This window comes from Bacillus sp. LJBS17, assembly GCF_019334685.1.
GTDB lineage: Bacteria > Bacillota > Bacilli > Bacillales > Bacillaceae > Bacillus > Bacillus subtilis.
In genome coordinates, this window is record NZ_CP079759.1 from 1,444,155 (window position 1) to 1,462,315 (window position 18,161).

The window sequence follows — 18,161 nt, forward strand, 5'->3', positions numbered from 1 at the left end:
AACCAGACGGCCTCCGGCCTGTCTGGTTTTTTTCATAAGTAAGGGTATAGAAGGACACAATAACATGGCTAGGAGGGATAGTATGTCAAACCAATTTAACGCAGGAGATACTGTTTATGTGATCTACAGAAATCCGCACGCCGCCAATGTAGCCCACATAAAGGAAGCCGAAATTGTGCACCATCCATACCATGAAGGCGAGCTTTCCCTGTTTATTTATGAAACCTATCATCCGTTCGCAGAGGACGATGCTGTGTTTGCAAGCTATGAAGAAGCTAAATCGCTTTACAAAGAACTCTTTGATATTGATCCGTATGAGTAACAAGGAAATCATTACAACTCATATCCTTTCCGCCTAGTGAGAAAAGTAACGTTAGTAAAGGAAAAGGATGTGGCATCATGCAGAACCCATTTGTTCCGCAGCTTGTATATATAGAACCGAGGGCGCTGGAATATCCGCTAGGCCAAGAATTACAAGATAAATTTGAGAATATGGGCATTGAAATCAGAGAAACAACATCCCACAATCAGGTGCGTAATATTCCTGGGAAAAATCATCTTCAGCAATATCGCAATGCGAAATCAACTTTAGTTATCGGTGTCCGGAAAACATTAAAGTTTGATTCATCCAAACCCTCGGCCGAATATGCCATTCCGTTTGCAACAGGCTGTATGGGGCATTGTCATTACTGCTACCTGCAAACAACTATGGGATCAAAGCCGTATATCAGAACTTATGTAAACGTCGAAGAGATTTTGGATCAGGCAGATAAGTATATGAAGGAGCGCGCACCAGAGTTCACAAGGTTCGAGGCATCATGTACGTCAGACATTGTAGGAATTGATCATCTGACACACACGCTGAAGCGCGCCATTGAACATTTTGGCCAAAGTGATCTCGGAAAGCTCCGATTTGTAACGAAATTTCATCATGTCGATCACCTATTAGACGCAAAGCATAACGGGAAAACGAGATTCAGATTCAGTATTAATGCCGACTATGTGATTAAAAACTTTGAGCCGGGAACTTCACCTCTTGATAAGCGGATAGAGGCGGCAGTAAAAGTTGCAAAAGCAGGCTACCCGCTAGGCTTTATTGTTGCTCCGATTTATATTCATGAAGGCTGGGAAGAAGGATACAGACATCTGTTTGAAAAGCTTGATGCTGCTTTGCCGCAGGACGTTAGACATGACATAACGTTTGAATTAATTCAACACCGTTTTACAAAACCGGCCAAACGAGTGATAGAGAAAAATTATCCGAAGACGAAGCTCGAATTAGATGAAGAAAAGCGCCGTTATAAATGGGGACGCTACGGGATCGGAAAATATATTTATCAGAAAGATGAAGAGCATGCACTTCGAGAAGCACTTGAATCCTATATTGATACCTTTTTCCCTAACGCGAAAATTGAATATTTTACTTAAACGGGCTGTTGTGATCAACAGCTCTCTTTTTATAAAAAGGATTTTTCCATTCCATCAAAACGCCGTAATTCAATGATTCTTTATCCTCTACATAATTGCTTACTACACGAATAGGTGAACGCCCGCAACGGAGGAGAAAGGAAAGCACAGGGTCGTTTTTCCTGCCTTCCATCACATCTTCAACGTACTGAACAGCGCTGATCTCGTGTGCGTATTTATGATATAAAGGAATGCGGCCGCCGCCGAGAAGGCGCTCCAGTCTCTTATCAACAGTCAGCTCATACATCGTATTCATCAGCCATTTTCCGATTCCAAGCTTTCGATAATGAGGAGAAACAGAAATATCCACTACATATAAAGTATTTCCATAAGGTTCATGGTTTTTAATCGATCCGTTGTCTGTTGCTTGTGCCCATGTATGGTCAGGAGATTCAGGCTCAAATTGTACAATAAGAGCAGCCATGGAACCGATAATTCTGCCATTGATGAGCGCACATAAAGCGCCTTCTGGAAAGGTTTTGATATGGCTGGCAAGCTGGTCCTCTGACCACAGCAATTCCTGGGGAAACGGAGGAGGAAAACATTCTTTTTGAAGAGAAATCAGCCTCTGGATGTCAGTCTCAGTGTAGTTTCTGATGGTCAGAGCCTCAAATTTTCTGCCGTCGTGCACATACATTTGTTTTAGTATGATCATCACTCTCCTTATGTTTCATTATAATGAAAATTGAATTTTCAGTAAATATATTCCGATTTTCTTATAATTTATTTTTTGATTATTCATTTTTCAAACGAAAGGGCCGATATAGAAATTAGGAGGGGATTGGTTTGTTTAAAAAACTTCACATGAAGATTGCTGTTTTTGTTTCGATTATGTTAATCGTCACAGTTGTTCTTTTAATGCTGTCTTCTTATTTGACGCTAAAACCGATGATTACAGAGGATGGGAAAAATACAACTCAAAACGTGACGCAGTCACTTGAACAAAATATTGAATTGCAATTAAAGAGTTATGCCATTTCGTTATCAAGATTGGCTAATGGGGAATTAACGCATACATTTGTAACGAAACCAAGTAAAGAAGCTGCTCGGCTGTTTCACGATGACATTAAGCAAATCAAAGACAACGATGATTATGTTGCGATGGCTTACATAGGCACCGCAAAAAAAGAAATGTTTACATATCCAAAAGCGGATTTCGCTGAGGATTACGATCCAACATCAAGACCATGGTATAAGCTTGCAGCTGAAACCCCGGATCAAGTTGTTTGGACGGAACCTTATAAAGATGTCGTGACAGGAGACATGATTGTTACTGCATCGAAAGCGATCTTAGACGGGCAAAAAGTGATAGGGGTTGCCAGCTATGACTTGAAACTCTCTGCTATCCAGAGTATGGTCAATAAACAAAAGGTGCCTTACAAAGGATTTGCCTTTTTAGCTGATGCGAGCGGCAATCTTTTAGCCCATCCGTCAAATCAAGGAAAAAATATATCAAAGGATCAAACACTGCAAACCATCGCATCCGAGAAAAAAGGGATACAAGATGTGAATGGGAAAATGGTTGTGTACCAAATGATTGGCGAAACAGGCTGGAAGGTCGGAACGCAATTTGATACCGATCAATTAATGTGGATTTCAGATAAAATGAATCGGGCAAATCTTTGGATATCGTTGATTGCGCTTATCATAACAATTATTCTCAGCTACTTCCTGGCCAAAACGATAACCGGTCCGATACAGCAGCTGATCGTAAAAACGAAAGCTGTTTCCGCAGGCGATTTAACAGTGCGCGCGGAATCAAAATCTAAGGATGAAGTCGGTATTTTAACAAGAGATTTCAATCTGATGGTTGAAAATATGAAGGAAATGGTTGAGCAAGTGAGACTCTCTTCAGGGAAAGTATCTGACACCTCTGAACAACTAACGGCTGTCTCTGCCGAAACTAATGAAACAAGCGGCCAAATTGCAAAAGCGATTGAAGAAGTAGCCGCAGGAGCATCGGAACAGGCTTCTGAAGTTGAAACCATTAATGAAAAATCGGAAAGCCTGTCAACGAAAATCAGGCAAATCGCTGAGGAGGCAGGCGGAATTAAAGAACGCTCAAAATCGTCCGAGGATGCAAGCTATAAAGGACTTGACGCGCTCGGCCAGCTGCTGATGAAATCAAACGAAGCCAATATGGAAACGAAAAAGGTTGAAACGATGCTGTTGGATTTGGAAAATCAAACTAAGAATATTGAAGAAGTCGTTACAGCGATTTCAAACATATCTGATCAAACCAACTTGCTTGCCTTAAATGCCAGTATTGAGGCAGCCAGAGCCGGAGAAAGCGGGCGCGGTTTTGCCGTCGTAGCCGATGAAGTGCGGAAGTTAGCTGAGCAATCAGCCCTTTCTACAAAGCATATCAGTGAGACTGTGAAGCTTATCCAGCTTGAGACAAAAGAGGCCTCTCACGCGATGGTTGAGGCAAGCAGAATGAATGATGAACAAAACAGTGCCATTCACGAAACTGGAGAGGTATTAAATACGATAACTGCAGAAATGCAGTCACTGGTACAAGGTATTGATCACATTTACGCGGAAATTCAAAGAATGAGTGAAGAACAGCTTGCGATTTCTGAAGCTATTCAAAGCATTTCAGCCATATCACAGGAATCAGCTGCCGCAGCAGAGGAAGTGAACGCATCAACCGATGAACAGCTTGTCACCCTTGATAAAGTCAAACACTCAACGGAAACACTAAAACATGCAAGCCAAGAGCTTATGAACACAATTGCAAAATTCACATTGTAATCCAATTACATCCCCAAACATCATTTGTTTTGGGGATTTTTTATGTTATAAGATGAATAGATATGGTAGTCTAAAAAATGAAGGAAAAATGATAAATTTTAACTAAAATCAAAACGAAACATCAGGGAGGAATGACCTTGAAAAAAACAATTGGTTTTATCGGTCTTGGAGTGATGGGAAAGAGCATGGCATCACATATTCTGAATGACGGCCACCCTGTTTTGGTGTACACCCGGACAAAAGAAAAAGCAGAAAGCATACTTCAAGAAGGCGCGATCTGGAAAGATACGGTCAAAGATCTTTCGAAAGAAGCGGATGTCATCATTACAATGGTCGGCTATCCCAGCGATGTTGAAGAAGTGTATTTCGGAAGCAATGGAATTATTGAAAACGCAAAAGAAGGCGCATATCTTATTGATATGACGACATCTAAGCCTTCGCTTGCGAAGAAGATTGCTGAAGCGGCCAAAGAAAAAGCATTGTTCGCTTTAGACGCTCCTGTTTCCGGTGGAGACGTCGGTGCACAAAACGGAACACTCGCGATTATGGTCGGTGGAGAAAAAGAAGCTTTTGAAGCCTGCATGCCGATTTTCTCTTTAATGGGAGAGAATATTCAGTATCAAGGACCGGCTGGAAGCGGACAGCATACCAAGATGTGCAATCAGATTGCAATTGCAGCCGGTATGATCGGTGTTGCTGAAGCGATGGCTTATGCCCAAAAATCAGGCCTAGAGCCGGAAAATGTTCTGAAAAGCATCACAACGGGCGCAGCCGGAAGCTGGTCATTGTCAAATCTTGCTCCCCGTATGCTGCAAGGCAACTTTGAACCGGGATTTTATGTGAAGCATTTTATTAAGGATATGGGAATTGCACTAGAGGAAGCAGAATTAATGGGGGAAGAAATGCCAGGCTTGTCGCTCGCAAAATCCTTATATGACAAGCTAGCTGCTCAAGGTGAAGAAAACAGCGGAACACAGAGTATATATAAGCTTTGGGTGAAATAAAAGGACTGCTTGTATCCTGCAGGCAACCATCAGGCTGTCGTGAAAATCTCGATAGCCTTTTTTTGGACTATAAGTGCGTAAAAGAGAAAAATACCACTTGTTTTAATTAATTGACAAAACGGAAGGGTGAAAATAAGAACATGATTCTATAATTCTAGCTTTAAGAAAGAATCAATAGCTTAACCTATACATTCAACATCAGTGACTATTTTTCTGATGATCTAAATGCTTATTTGTTTTGTTTATTGATTTATTCTCTGAGATAGGATTATGGGGTAATATTCTTATTACTAAAGCGGCTTTGGAGTGAAGTCGATTTAGCATTGCCTCCTATCTCAGAAAAGTGAGTATAGGAGGCTTTTTTTGTAGATTATTATTGATGGGGGTATTGATATGAAGCTTGAACAGCAAGAAATAAATATTTTACATTCTGATTCTGGTCCATACGGGATAGCCATTTCACCCGAAGGAAAGGTATGGTTTACTCAACATAAAGCTAACAAGATCAGCTGTCTTGATAGAACGGGCCAAATTCAAGAGTATATTGTTCCGACACCTGATGCTGGAGTCATGTGTTTAACGGTGTCTTCAGAAGGTGATATTTGGTTTACAGAAAATAGGGCTAATAAGATAGGGAAACTGACAGCAAAACGGCAATTTATAGAATATCCATTGCCGCATCAACATTCAGCCCCATATGGGATTACGGAAGGTCCAGACGGAGATATCTGGTTTACTGAGATGAATGGAAATCGTATAGGTAAATTGACATCAGAGGGCAAAATTCATGAATACGAACTGCCTAATGAAGGATCGTACCCTTCTTTTATTACGTTGGGTTCAGATCACTCACTTTGGTTCACTGAAAACCAGAATAATGCTATCGGCAAAATAACTGAATCAGGTGAGTTAACGGAGTTTCCGATTCCTACACCAGCAGCAGGACCGGTAGGCATTACAAAAGGGCATGATGATGCACTTTGGTTTGTAGAGATAGTGGGTAATAAGATAGGTAAGATTACGGTTTCCGGTGACATAACTGAATATGATATCCCTACACCAAATGCACGGCCTCACGCTATCGCTGCAGGTGTAAAATCTGATTTATGGTTTACCGAATGGGGGGGGAATAAAATCGGAAGGCTGACAAGTGATCAAACAATTGAAGAATATACAATCAACACACCTCATGCTGAGCCTCATGGAATAGGATGCGATAATGATGGCACAGTATGGTTTGCATTAGAATGTAACAAAATAGGGAAATTAAAATTAACTAAATAAAGGAAAAGAGGATCCTTTGCATCTCATGCGAAACCTATGTTGCTCAACCTGACCCAAACATTTCTCCTTTATTATAAAAAGTCAAATCTATCAATGGCATAAATCTGTTGCAGCAGCTTTGCTATTGAAGGTGAAAGAAAAACGGATTGTAGTGAATAAGTTCCCTTCGCAGCCGGATGAAGAAGACTGCCGTAACTTGACCTTGCTTGGCTGGGGGTCTGGCGGCTTTTTTCTGTTTCTCCATACATTTAGATGAATACAAAAAAAGCTTGTAGAAAAAACATGGTTTTCTCTACAAGCTGAAGATTACCTGTATCGTACAGGGAATTTTTTTTATTATTTTCCGATGAATTGTTGTGTCCAGATGCTTCCAGACTCAACGTAGCCAACACCGATGTGAGTAAAGTTAGGGTTTAGAATGTTTTTTCTGTGTCCTTCACTGTTCATCCAAGCTTTTACTACTTCTTCTGGTGTCTTTTGGCCCTTCGCAATGTTTTCACCTGCTGTTTTGTAGCTGATTCCGAAAGATTTCATCATATCAAACGGTGAGCCGTATGTTGGGCTTTGGTGATCAAAGTAGTTTTTGTCCTTCATATCCTGAGATTTTGCTCGTGCAGATTTGCTTAACGTTTCATCAATTTGAAGCGGTTTTAAGCCTTGTTTTTGTCTTTCTGCATTTGTAAGTTCAACAACTTTTTTCTCATATGCACTTACAGATGAAGGTGCAGATGTTGTTGTGTTTGTTTTTTCAGCAGTTGCGGGTGCTTTAGAAGCAGTGCTTTGATCAGCAGCTGCTTTTTCAGTAGTCTTTTGTGCAGGTTTTGCCGTTTCTGTCTTTTGAACATCCTGAACTTTCACGTTAGATTGCTTCGCATGTTTTTGAAGAAACTGCTTAATCTCTTTTTCGTTTGCAGCGTTTAACGTTTTGATATTTGTGTTAATATGCAGTTTTTTCACTGCATCGTTAAGTGACATGTTTTGTACTGTGTTCCCCGTTTTTACTGTAACCACAGGCTGGCAGGAGAGTTCTTTCGCTGATGCTTGCTGTACGCCCCCGAATGTGAATAATCCAACCGCAGCGGCAGCAGATAAAATAAATGCTTTCTTCATTAGTTCGTAACCTCCTAGAGTTGTTTGTTTCTACAGAAAAATCATAACATAGCTTTTTTGTCATAAAGATTCCAGCACTTTCCTTTGACAAATAGAGATTGTCATTTTCGTAAAGTAAATGCGTTGAATCACTAAGAATAAGGGAATCAGCGGTATATATGATTTTATCGTACCGTTACATAGCTTCCTTTTTTTTGAACCGTTAGTTATATTTTAATGTGTTTTTATATTGACAGCTTTTTTTACTCCTTTTCGCTGTAACAACTATTACAAAGGTGTTACAATTAATCTCAGTATATGTAAATTTATTGAATGATTTGAGAGGGGTAACCAGAAGTGACTGAAATAGGACGTGAACCAAAGAAAAAGAGCAAAGGAAACAGAGCAATCAGAATGAACCTTTTTTTCCTAGCTGTCTTTGTTCTATTCACTGCATTAATTTTTAAGCTCGGGGTTGTTCAAATTGTTGAAGGCGAACAGCATGAAGAAGACGCTGAGAAATCAAATGCAAAAACAGCTTACTATCCTGCGCCTCGCGGGAAGATGTACGACAGAAATCAGAAAGTTGCTGTCGATAACCAGAGCGTTCCAGAAATTGTGTATGTATCAACATCTAGCACAAAAACAGAAGATAAAATCAAAACAGCGAAGCGGCTTGCTTCTTTCATTCATATTGATACCGAATTTTTGAAGGAAAGGGATCTTCGTGATTACTGGATCGCAGCTCATCCGAAAAAAGCCGCCGCTCTGCTTAAGGAATCAGAAAGCAATCTGAAAGGAGACCAGGCTTACAAGCTTCAAATAGAGCGTGTTCCGGATCAAGAATTAAAGGCTATTCAGCAAGATGACGAAGAAATGGAAACTGCTGCGATATATACAAGGTTTTCAAGCGGAAATGCTTACGAACCTCAAATCGTAAAGGCAATGAATCCAAATAAGAGCAATAGCAATGGAAAAAACGGAGCGCTGCTTGATGAGAAGAAAAACTCCTCGCAAAGACCAAAAAATGACTTAACATATGATGAAATTTCCATTGTTTCTGAGCATTTAGAAGAACTTCCGGGAATCGATATCGTAAACGATTGGACACGAAAATATCCTTATGACAAAACCCTTTATTCTGTTTTCGGGGGCGTTACGACACCTGATCAGGGCCTGCTGAGCGACCGGAAAGATTTCTACTTAACAAGAGGCTATGCGAATAATGACAGGGTGGGAAAAAGTTATTTAGAGTATCAATATGAAGAATATTTAAATTCGCATAAAGAAAAAGTGGAATACGTAGAAGATAATAAAGGAAATGTCGTCAGCCAAAAAACCATTGATAAAGGCAGCAGGGGATACGATCTTCAGCTTTCTTTTGACATGGAGCTTCAGGCAAAGGTAGAAAAGATCATTGAAGAAGAAGTAAGAAACAGCCGTGCACGCGGAAATTACATGCTTGACAGAGCCTTTGTCGTGATGATGGACCCGAATAACGGCGATATTTTATCGATGGCAGGGAAAAAGATAGATTTAAAAACCAACAAAATTGAAGATTATGCGATAGGGGCATTTACCACCCAATATGAAATGGGATCAGCAGTAAAGGGGGCCACCGTGCTAGCCGGCTATCAGGACGGGATCCCGCATTATAAATATTTTGTTGATACACCTCTTTATTTAGCAGGATACGGTAACAAACCGAAGAAATCCTACATGAACATGGGAACCATCAATGAATTAACCGCTCTGCAAAAAAGTTCAAACGTATATATGTTTAATGTTGCCATGCACATTGCCGGTGTCACATACAAGCCGTATGGACCTCTTCCTGCTGACCAGAAGGATTTAAACAAAATGAGAAATTACTACAGCCAATTTGGCCTGGGAGTAAAGACAGGTATCGATCTGCCGCAGGAATCAGCCGGTATGCAAACTACACCTGATGCGGTAGGGGGGTTAATTTTAGACTTGGCCATTGGACAATACGATACATATACACCGCTTCAAATGGCACAGTACATCTCATCAATTGCCAATGGGGGCTACCGTGTTCAGCCAAGAATTGTTACAAGTATCCATGAGCCCAGCAAAAAAGAAGGCCTTGGGAAGACCATTGAACAAAGAAAGCCAAACATTCTCAACAAAATTAACAACTCAGAAAGTGACATTCAGCAGGTGAAGACCGGAATGAAGCTAGTTACCACTTCAGGGACAGCAAAAAATACGTTTACAGAAGATGTATCAGGGAAAACGGGAACAGCGGAAACATTTTACTACGGCACGAATCGCAACTGGTGGGGGAAAAAAACATACAATCTGACTTTTGTCGGCTATTACCCATCGAAAAATCCAAAAGTGGCTTTTAGTGTTGTTGTTCCATCAGTAAATGATGATGATAAGATCAATAAAATTATTGCCAAAAGAGCTATCCACGCCTACGCAGAGCTCGAAAAAAAACACAGTAAAAAATAAAAAACAGGGTGCACAACTAAAAGATTGTGTGCCCTTTCTTTTATTCAAAAATTGACGTTCACCATAAGAATAGAAGGAGAATACTCATTTTCTAGCGAATCATACTAGGTAAAAGTCAATCTGTATATGTCGAAACACGATGATCATGCAAAGGAGGGATTCTGTGGAACAGGATACGCAGCATGTTAAACCACTTCAAACAAAAACCGATATTCATGCAGTCTTGGCCTCTAATGGACGCATCATTTATATATCTGCCAACTCCAAACTGCATTTGGGCTATCTCCAAGGAGAGATGATCGGATCATTCCTCAAAACGTTTCTGCATGAGGAAGACCAATTTTTGGTTGAAAGCTATTTTTATAATGAACATCACCTGATGCCGTGCACCTTTCGTTTTATTAAAAAAGATCATACGATTGTGTGGGTGGAGGCTGCGGTAGAAATTGTTACGACAAGAGCTGAGCGGACAGAACGGGAAATCATTTTGAAAATGAAGGTTCTTGAAGAAGAAACAGGCCATCAATCCCTAAACTGCGAAAAACATGAAATCGAACCTGCAAGCCCGGAATCGACTACATATATAACGGATGATTATGAACGGTTGGTTGAAAATCTCCCGAGTCCGCTATGCATCAGTGTCAAAGGCAAGATCGTCTATGTAAACAGCGCGATGCTTTCAATGCTGGGAGCCAAAAGCAAGGATGCTATTATTGGTAAATGGTCCTATGAATTTATTGAAGAAGAATATCATGATATCGTGAAAAACAGGATTATACGAATGCAAAAAGGAATGGAAGTCGGAATGATTGAACAGACGTGGAAAAGGCTTGATGGCACACCTGTTCATTTAGAAGTGAAAGCATCCCCGACCGTCTACAAAAACCAGCAGGCTGAGCTGCTGCTGCTGATCGATATCTCTTCAAGGAAAAAATTCCAAACCATCCTGCAAAAAAGCCGTGAACGATATCAGCTGCTGATTCAAAATTCCATTGATACCATTGCGGTGATTCACAATGGAAAATGGGTGTTTATGAATGAATCGGGAATTTCCCTGTTTGAAGCGGCTACATATGAGGATTTAATTGGCAAAAACATATACGATCAGCTGCATCCTTGCGATCACGAGGATGTAAAAGAGAGAATCCAAAACATCGCCGAGCAAAAAACAGAATCTGAAATTGTCAAGCAATCCTGGTTCACCTTTCAGAACAGGGTCATTTATACGGAGATGGTCTGCATTCCGACGACCTTTTTTGGTGAAGCGGCCGTCCAGGTCATTCTTCGGGACATTTCAGAGAGAAAACAAACAGAAGAATTGATGCTGAAATCGGAAAAATTATCAATCGCAGGGCAGCTCGCGGCGGGAATCGCCCATGAGATCCGCAACCCTCTTACAGCGATCAAAGGATTTTTACAGCTGATGAAACCGACAATGGAAGGAAACGAACATTACTTTGATATTGTGTTTTCTGAACTCAGCCGTATCGAATTAATACTCAGTGAATTGCTCATGCTGGCGAAACCTCAGCAAAATGCTGTCAAAGAATATTTGAACTTGAAAAAATTAATTGGTGAGGTTTCAGCCCTGTTAGAAACGCAGGCGAATTTAAATGGCATTTTTATCAGAACAAGTTATGAAAAAGACAGCATTTATATAAACGGGGATCAAAACCAATTAAAGCAGGTATTCATTAATTTAATCAAAAATGCAGTTGAATCAATGCCTGATGGGGGAACAGTAGACATTATCATAACCGAAGATGAGCATTCTGTTCATGTTACTGTCAAAGACGAAGGGGAAGGTATACCTGAAAAGGTACTAAACCGGATTGGAGAGCCATTTTTAACAACAAAAGAAAAAGGTACGGGGCTTGGATTAATGGTGACATTTAATATCATTGAAAACCATCAGGGAGTTATACATGTGGACAGCCATCCTGAAAAAGGCACAGCGTTTAAAATTTCATTTCCAAAAAAATAAAACAACGGCTTAAACGCCGTTGTTTATCGTCTGCATTGCTTCACGTTTTTTTAATACAAATAATTCTAAACGGTCCAGGCCTTCTCTCAGCGTGTCCATTGAGCATGCAAAAGACAGCCTTACATATCCTTCACCATATGTTGAGAACGAGCTGCCCGGCACGAGTGCCACGCCAGCGTCTTCCAAAAGAGCCATACTAAAATCAAATGAAGTCATTCCAAATGATTTAATAGAAGGGAAGATATAAAACGCACCGGATGGTTTAACAACATCAATTCCCATGGAAACAAGACGGTCATAAACATAGTCCAGACGTTTTTTGTATTGTTCTCTCATAATCAATGCGTCGTCAAAGCCGTTTGTGACAGCTTCAAGCGCGGCTTTTTGAGAAATGGATGAGGCACATGACACATTGTATTGATGAACCTTTAAAATGTGCTTTGCAATGTCTTTCGGTGCGAATAAAAATCCAATTCTCCAACCAGTCATGCTGTGTGATTTTGACAAGCCGTTAATGACAATTGTTTGATCCCGCAAATGGTTTGCGATGGAGTAATGCGGTCTGTCATATGTTAATTCACTGTATATTTCATCGGACAATACGAAGACATTTCTGCCTTTTAAAAGGGCTGCGATGCTTTTCAGTTCTTCTTCAGATAAAGTCACGCCGGTAGGATTTGACGGATAAGGAAGCACGACACACTTGGTGTTGGGTGTCAGAGCATCTTCAATCAGCCGGGCGGTAAGCTTAAAGCCGTGTGATGTAGTATCAACAATGACAGGCTTGGCCCCGCACAAATTAATAATAGGTTCATAGCCCGGATAAATAGGCCCTGGCATAATGACTTCATCACCGGGAGATAAAATCGTCCGGAATGCAGCATCAATGGCTTGGCTTGCGCCTGTTGTGATGATAATTTCAGATTCAGCATCATAGTTGAAATCCGCTTTTTTCTTCATATAAAGCTGCACAGCTTGTCTCAGCTCCAGGTAGCCGGCATTCGGAGTATATGACGTCACGTTTTCATCAATGGCTTTTTTTGCGGCAGCTTTCACATGATGCGGTGTGAAAAAATCAGGCTGGCCGATTGTAAGTGAAATGACGTCTTCGTGTTGGGCTACAAGATTCGAGAATTTGCGTATTCCTGAAATTTCGATCTCTCTTGCTTTCGGATTCAGCAAATGTTCCATAATTCATCACCTTAACAAATATAATGAGTTTATCCTATTTTACCACTAGCTGATCATTTGTCACCTTTTTAACTGATATATTTCGATTGTATGCGCCTTTTTTCTAAACATACCTTTCTTTTCAGAAAAAAAGAAGACAACCAGCGATTTGATTGTCTTTATTGTATCATGTTCTATTATTGTTTATATGTGCCAATTTCATTAATAGCCATAATCAAAATGAAGGTCTTCGTGCCAAATCAGATACGGAGGATGCTCTTCTCGAAGGTCAGCTGATTCTTTCTTCATATTCAGGTAAGTTTCTTCACTGATATCCTCTAAAACAGTCATTTCGTTTTCATTAAATATTACTAAGGTACCCATTATTTACACCCTTCTTTGGAAAAATCCTTGACTATTTTATCACTGTTAGTTGGAAAGTCAATGGTTATTAGGAAAAAAGTTTCTTTTTTGAGGAACTCGGCTTGTTGCCTTCGGAATTCGATTTTGAAGAGCTGCCATTCACTTTTTACAAATTACGCCGATATATACAGTACAATACTGAATGCGAATAGCGAGGGATTGAATTGTCGTTACAACAATACGAAATTTTATTGGATTCTGGTACAAATGAATTAGAAATTGTGAAGTTTGGCGTGGGTGAAAATGCTTTCGGAATTAACGTCATGAAGGTAAGAGAAATTATTCAGCCTGTCGAGGTGACATCAGTGCCTCACTCCCATCAGCATGTAGAAGGAATGATTAAACTCAGAGGAGAAATCCTCCCTGTGATCAGTCTCTTCTCATTTTTTGGAGTAGAGCCTGAAGGATCAAAAGATGAGAAATATATCGTGACTGAATTTAATAAACGGAAAATTGTTTTTCATGTCGGCTCTGTTTCTCAAATTCACAGAGTATCCTGGGAAGCGATTGAAAAGCCGACATCGTTAAATCAAGGAATGGAGCGGCACCTTACCGGGATTATTAAGCTCGAAGACCTGATGATCTTTTTGCCTGACTATGAAAAAATTATTTATGACATTGAATCAGATTCAGGTGTGGACACGTATAATATGCATACCGAGGGCTTCGATGAAAGAAGAACTGATAAAAAGCTTATCATTGTAGAGGACTCACCGCTTTTGATGCGCCTCTTGCAAGATGAATTAAAAGAAGCAGGGTACAACAATATCGCTTCGTTTGAAAATGGAAAAGAGGCATATGAATACATTATGAACCTTGCTGAAAACGAAACTGATTTATCAGAACAGATTGATATGATCATCACTGATATTGAAATGCCAAAAATGGACGGACACAGGCTCACAAAGCTGCTGAAGGAAAATCCGAAAAGCTCAGATGTGCCGGTTATGATTTTCTCATCGTTAATTACGGATGATCTGCGTCACCGCGGCGAAGTTGTAGGCGCAGATGAGCAAATCAGCAAGCCTGAGATCAGTGATTTGATTAAAAAAGTGGATACGTATGTTATTGAATAAATAAAAACAGCCGTTGCCAGAAAGAGGCACGGCTGTTTTTATTTTAAAAGTAACTCTCGCCAAGTTTTTTAAAGACCGGTTTATGGTAAGCTGGCTGCTGGCGATTTGGCACTAGCGGCTTTTCTTTCATGCCGACATATTCTTGCAAAAGGTGTTTCGCTTTTGTTAAAGACATTTGAGCTTTAGGATTTCGGTACGATTGATTAAGTGTACCTAAATGCGGAAGATGTTCGAAGTCTTCTTTAGTTGGAGGCATGTGAAAATAGTAGTCTCCGATTGAGATAAGCACGTCCGATTGCTGTTGGCTGAACCTTGGATTTTTTGAAAAATGAAGCCCTATTTTCTTTCCTTTACCTTCTTTGACAAGCTTTTGCAAAGCCCGTTTTTTCAGCAGATATAGGTATTTAGGGTTGGGGGCGGTTTTTGCATGGCGGTTCACAGTGTAAACTGCTTTTGAAAGATTTTCTACGGTTGGCTGCAGATCTTTCGCATATGCATGGTCGTCCATTATTTCTCTCCTTTGCTCTTATCAATTTCTATATGTTTAGATTATACTTTTTTAAAGTTGAAATGCAAATATTGAATATAAAAATGCGCTTTTTTCTAAGAAAAAAAGCGCATTTTTAACCTGCATTATACAGATCTTGCCTTCTTTTTCGGCTGTTCTTGAAATGCTTCCTGAACATTCACTTCCACAGCCTGAGCACTGTATTTTGGCAGTGCAATAAAATAAAAAATAAAAACGAGCAGGATAATAACACCCATGCCGTAATAAAGATAATCAATGTTTGAAACAAACTTAGGGAATAACAGCGCGACTAAGCCAAGTGTCAAAGACTGTGCAAACATCATAAAAGGGTCCTGCATGCCGCTTACACGTCCCATCAGTTTGGGATGAACAATTTTTGGCATCCACCCTCCGATTGCAATGTTGATCGGTCCGATGCACATTCCCAGTGCAAAAGCTGCCGCGTAATACACCCATAAAATATTGGTGTAGCCGAGGACGAAGATCAGTAAACCTGCAATGAAAATCGGTATCGACATTAAAAAGTGCGGCTTCACTTTTTTAGAGATGATCGTGCCGATTACGCTGCCTGCCAGCAGCCCAAACCCGAGTGCGATCGTAAATACAGACGTATGCCACTCATAACGGTCAGGCGCCAATCCATATTTCATTGTAAACATCGGCAATACAGCGAATCCTCCGTTGACAAATCCAAAAATGAAAAAGCCAAAAATAAGAGATGCCAGCAATTTGTTTTTTAAAATATAGAGGATGCCTTCTCTAAAGTCATTTATTGAATCCTTAACAGAAGTCTTTCTCCAGCTGAATGCACCGTTTGGCTGTCGGGCTTCTTTTGGAATCCGGCAGCTGCGGATCAGCAGCCCGGAAATGATAAAGCTGACAAAATCAAGAATAATGGCGCCTTCAATACCGATGGTGTTGTACATAAACGCGCCTATACCGACTCCAAACACCATAAAAATGCTAAAAAGCATCTGATTAAGCCCTGCCGCTTTCGCATAATGCTCCTTCGGCAGAATGGCTTGTACCAAACTGTTTTCTGCCGGAAAGAAAAACTTTGTTACAGCGCTTCTGATAAATAAGATACAAAAAACAAGAGGAATATTGCCGGTAAATAAAGTGAAAAAAAGCACGACAGTCAGGCCTGCTCTGATCCAATCACAATTTTCTGCCACCTTTTTTCTGTCAAACCGGTCTGCGACTACTCCCACGATCAGAAATACAAATATGGTCGGAAGAGAATACATCAGCTCCGCCAAGGTCGTATATGAAGGCTGGCTGCTGAATCGGTCCAGCAAAAAAAAAGCAAAGGCCATGTTGCCTACTGTCGTGCCCATTTGAGAAGCGAGTGCTGCGAAAAATAGACGAACAAAATTACGATTTTTAAATATATCCATAAAAACGCTCCTTACCCTAAAGGTCCCACTTTATCATATTATAAACCGCCTGTTTTTGAAACAAATAAGAAAACATTACCGGTTAATCGTGACTCTTGTTCCGTTTGGCACAATTGAAGCAAGTTCAATCACGTCTTTGTTATGCATGCGAATGCAGCCTTTAGAAACAGCCTTACCAATCGAAGCGGGATTATTCGTCCCGTGTATTCCGTAGTGCTGCTTTGAAAGGCTCAGCCAATAAGCGCCAAATGGGCCGCCGGGATTGCGCTGGCGGTTAATAATGTAAAACTCGCCAGTAGGCGTTTGCGTTAATATTTTACCAACGGCGATGGGATAGGTTTTCATTACCCGATTATTTAGGAACAGCGTAAGGGTCTTCGCTCCGATTGAGACTGCGATATGATACGGAATTGTATAAGGGTCAGGCAGTCCGGGGATGACTATGGACTGTCCCGCGGTGAGCCCTGCCTGCAGTGACGGATTAGCCTGGAGTAATGCAGCCGTGCTGATTCTGAAATCAGCCGCGATGCTGTTCAGTGTATCACCTTGCTTCACCTGGTACGTAAGCAGTTTCCTCAACCTCCTTTTTTACTTATAAGTATTGATGAGGAGCCCATCCTGCTACATTAATTTGTGCTTTTTAAGGTGAAGACAGTGATTTCAGGCTTGGCCAGAAACCGCAAAGGCAGCCTGGTCATCCCGAGGCCTCGGTTTACGTAAATATGAGTGCTGCCCGTTTGATACATTCCCTCTGTGTAGACTTTTCCATATGGAGGCGTAATAATCGGTCCATAAAAAGGCAGCTGAATCTGGCCGCCGTGTGTATGGCCGGAAAGCTGAAGGTTCACGGGATAATCTGTTGTTTTCAAGGCCGCATCAGGTTCATGGACGAGAAGAATGGAAAAAAGTCTGTCGCTCAGCCTTGAAAGGGCTTCATAATCTGGGTTTCCCAGCATTAAGTCATCAAGCGAAGCAATTTCGATTTTGCTGCCATCTGCGAGTGACAATGTTTGATAGCCATTGCGATATACCGTGAAACCTCCGGCCGTCATCAGGCTTTTGTAAACGGCAGTTCCATAGCCTCCGTGATCATGATTGCCGTAAATACAAAGCTTGCCGAAGGGAGCATTAAGCTTTCTCAATAATGGAATGACTGCCTGGTGGTGCTGGTACGTATCAGGATTATCGATAATATCACCTGTAAAAACAATGAGATCAGGTTTAGATTCATTAATTGTAAGAATGACAGTTTTTAAATCTTCGAGAGTAAAGTAATCACTCAAGTGTGCATCGCTGAACTGCACGATTTTAAAACCGTCAAATCCGTGCGGGATGAGAGAGCTTTTTATTGTGTGTTCGGTTGTCTCGATCATATGCGGCTCGAGATACCTGGCATAGCCATATCCCCCGCCGGCCGTTAAAGCCCCGGCAGCAAGAGCGCCGAACATTCCTTTTAGAAATTGTCTTCTGGACATCTTTTTCATTTCAAACCAACCTTTAATAGAG

At 40.8% G+C, this 18,161-nt stretch carries 16 protein-coding genes; 8 read left to right on the forward strand and 8 right to left on the reverse strand.

Going from position 1 to position 18,161, the window contains the following annotated elements; genetic code table 11:
• The first annotated feature begins 82 nt into the window (after positions 1 to 82).
• Together splA and splB are read left to right on the forward strand one after the other, a co-directional pair.
• Positions 83 to 322, forward strand: a complete 240-nt coding sequence (gene splA, locus KXZ66_RS07505; RefSeq protein ID WP_003218644.1) for a splAB operon transcriptional regulator SplA — start codon at positions 83 to 85, stop codon at positions 320 to 322.
• Between the two features lie 77 nt (positions 323 to 399).
• A complete protein-coding gene (gene splB, locus KXZ66_RS07510) occupies positions 400 to 1,428 on the forward strand; it encodes a spore photoproduct lyase (RefSeq protein ID WP_003245173.1) in 1,029 nt (342 codons plus the stop codon).
• On the opposite strand, the gene KXZ66_RS07515 is transcribed toward splB, so the two are convergent.
• Positions 1,421 to 2,122: a GNAT family N-acetyltransferase gene (locus KXZ66_RS07515; RefSeq protein ID WP_041850892.1), complete on the reverse strand. Its 702-nt coding sequence runs from the start codon at positions 2,120 to 2,122 to the stop codon at positions 1,421 to 1,423. The two genes, splB and KXZ66_RS07515, sit on opposite strands and share 8 nt — an antisense overlap.
• Positions 2,123 to 2,253: 131 nt before the next feature.
• Here KXZ66_RS07515 and mcpC point away from each other — a divergent pair, with 131 nt between their 5' ends.
• From mcpC to KXZ66_RS07530, 3 genes are all read left to right on the forward strand, one after another.
• Positions 2,254 to 4,221 (forward strand): methyl-accepting chemotaxis protein McpC, encoded by a 1,968-nt coding sequence (gene mcpC, locus KXZ66_RS07520; RefSeq protein ID WP_163117403.1) that lies wholly within the window; start codon positions 2,254 to 2,256, stop codon positions 4,219 to 4,221.
• A gap of 137 nt (positions 4,222 to 4,358) precedes the next feature.
• Positions 4,359 to 5,225, forward strand: a complete 867-nt coding sequence (locus tag KXZ66_RS07525; RefSeq protein ID WP_049139853.1) for an NAD(P)-dependent oxidoreductase — start codon at positions 4,359 to 4,361, stop codon at positions 5,223 to 5,225.
• A 393-nt stretch (positions 5,226 to 5,618) separates the two neighbouring features.
• On the forward strand, positions 5,619 to 6,509 hold the full coding sequence (locus KXZ66_RS07530; protein ID WP_151870257.1) for a Vgb family protein: 891 nt from the start codon (positions 5,619 to 5,621) through the stop codon (positions 6,507 to 6,509).
• 336 nt (positions 6,510 to 6,845) lie between these two features.
• Here KXZ66_RS07530 and KXZ66_RS07535 read toward each other — a convergent pair whose 3' ends face one another.
• Positions 6,846 to 7,619, reverse strand: a complete 774-nt coding sequence (locus KXZ66_RS07535) for a CAP domain-containing protein (RefSeq protein WP_041850889.1) — start codon at positions 7,617 to 7,619, stop codon at positions 6,846 to 6,848.
• Between the two features lie 336 nt (positions 7,620 to 7,955).
• On the opposite strand from KXZ66_RS07535, the gene KXZ66_RS07540 reads away from it, so the two are divergent.
• Both KXZ66_RS07540 and kinA read left to right on the forward strand, forming a co-directional pair.
• Positions 7,956 to 10,076, forward strand: a complete 2,121-nt coding sequence (locus KXZ66_RS07540) for a peptidoglycan D,D-transpeptidase FtsI family protein (RefSeq protein WP_032725601.1) — start codon at positions 7,956 to 7,958, stop codon at positions 10,074 to 10,076.
• 163 nt (positions 10,077 to 10,239) lie between these two features.
• Positions 10,240 to 12,060: a sporulation histidine kinase KinA gene (gene kinA / locus KXZ66_RS07545; RefSeq protein WP_015252197.1), complete on the forward strand. Its 1,821-nt coding sequence runs from the start codon at positions 10,240 to 10,242 to the stop codon at positions 12,058 to 12,060.
• A gap of 9 nt (positions 12,061 to 12,069) precedes the next feature.
• Here the strand turns inward: kinA and KXZ66_RS07550 are convergent, their stop codons facing one another.
• Both KXZ66_RS07550 and KXZ66_RS07555 read right to left on the reverse strand, forming a co-directional pair.
• Positions 12,070 to 13,251 (reverse strand): aminotransferase A, encoded by a 1,182-nt coding sequence (locus tag KXZ66_RS07550; protein WP_021479391.1) that lies wholly within the window; start codon positions 13,249 to 13,251, stop codon positions 12,070 to 12,072.
• A gap of 201 nt (positions 13,252 to 13,452) precedes the next feature.
• A complete protein-coding gene (locus tag KXZ66_RS07555) occupies positions 13,453 to 13,614 on the reverse strand; it encodes a hypothetical protein (protein ID WP_219144865.1) in 162 nt (53 codons plus the stop codon).
• Positions 13,615 to 13,817: 203 nt separating this feature from the next.
• Between KXZ66_RS07555 and cheV the strand changes: the two genes are divergently transcribed.
• Complete coding sequence (cheV, locus tag KXZ66_RS07560) at positions 13,818 to 14,729, forward strand: chemotaxis protein CheV (RefSeq protein ID WP_014476655.1); 912 nt, start codon at positions 13,818 to 13,820, stop codon at positions 14,727 to 14,729.
• 43 nt (positions 14,730 to 14,772) lie between these two features.
• Here the strand turns inward: cheV and KXZ66_RS07565 are convergent, their stop codons facing one another.
• From KXZ66_RS07565 to KXZ66_RS07580, 4 genes are all read right to left on the reverse strand, one after another.
• A complete protein-coding gene (locus KXZ66_RS07565) occupies positions 14,773 to 15,237 on the reverse strand; it encodes a YkyB family protein (RefSeq protein WP_086343783.1) in 465 nt (154 codons plus the stop codon).
• 125 nt (positions 15,238 to 15,362) lie between these two features.
• A complete protein-coding gene (locus tag KXZ66_RS07570; RefSeq protein WP_014479656.1) occupies positions 15,363 to 16,655 on the reverse strand; it encodes an MFS transporter in 1,293 nt (430 codons plus the stop codon).
• A gap of 75 nt (positions 16,656 to 16,730) precedes the next feature.
• Positions 16,731 to 17,225: a L,D-transpeptidase family protein gene (locus tag KXZ66_RS07575; RefSeq protein ID WP_072174092.1), complete on the reverse strand. Its 495-nt coding sequence runs from the start codon at positions 17,223 to 17,225 to the stop codon at positions 16,731 to 16,733.
• 56 nt (positions 17,226 to 17,281) lie between these two features.
• Complete coding sequence (locus KXZ66_RS07580; protein ID WP_128737811.1) at positions 17,282 to 18,139, reverse strand: metallophosphoesterase; 858 nt, start codon at positions 18,137 to 18,139, stop codon at positions 17,282 to 17,284.
• Between the last annotated feature and the right edge of the window lie 22 nt (positions 18,140 to 18,161).

Bases quoted from the DNA above. Each gene is read 5' to 3' on its own strand.
- splA (WP_003218644.1), top strand. From the start codon at position 83: ATGTCAAACCAATTTAACGCAGGAGATACTGTTTATGTGATCTACAGA.
- splB (WP_003245173.1), top strand. From the start codon at position 400: ATGCAGAACCCATTTGTTCCGCAGCTTGTATATATAGAACCGAGGGCG.
- KXZ66_RS07515 (WP_041850892.1), bottom strand. From the start codon at position 2,122: ATGATCATACTAAAACAAATGTATGTGCACGACGGCAGAAAATTTGAG.
- KXZ66_RS07530 (WP_151870257.1), top strand. From the start codon at position 5,619: ATGAAGCTTGAACAGCAAGAAATAAATATTTTACATTCTGATTCTGGT.
- KXZ66_RS07535 (WP_041850889.1), bottom strand. From the start codon at position 7,619: ATGAAGAAAGCATTTATTTTATCTGCTGCCGCTGCGGTTGGATTATTC.
- KXZ66_RS07550 (WP_021479391.1), bottom strand. From the start codon at position 13,251: ATGGAACATTTGCTGAATCCGAAAGCAAGAGAGATCGAAATTTCAGGA.
- KXZ66_RS07555 (WP_219144865.1), bottom strand. From the start codon at position 13,614: ATGGGTACCTTAGTAATATTTAATGAAAACGAAATGACTGTTTTAGAG.
- KXZ66_RS07565 (WP_086343783.1), bottom strand. From the start codon at position 15,237: ATGGACGACCATGCATATGCGAAAGATCTGCAGCCAACCGTAGAAAAT.
- KXZ66_RS07570 (WP_014479656.1), bottom strand. From the start codon at position 16,655: ATGGATATATTTAAAAATCGTAATTTTGTTCGTCTATTTTTCGCAGCA.
- KXZ66_RS07580 (WP_128737811.1), bottom strand. From the start codon at position 18,139: ATGAAAAAGATGTCCAGAAGACAATTTCTAAAAGGAATGTTCGGCGCT.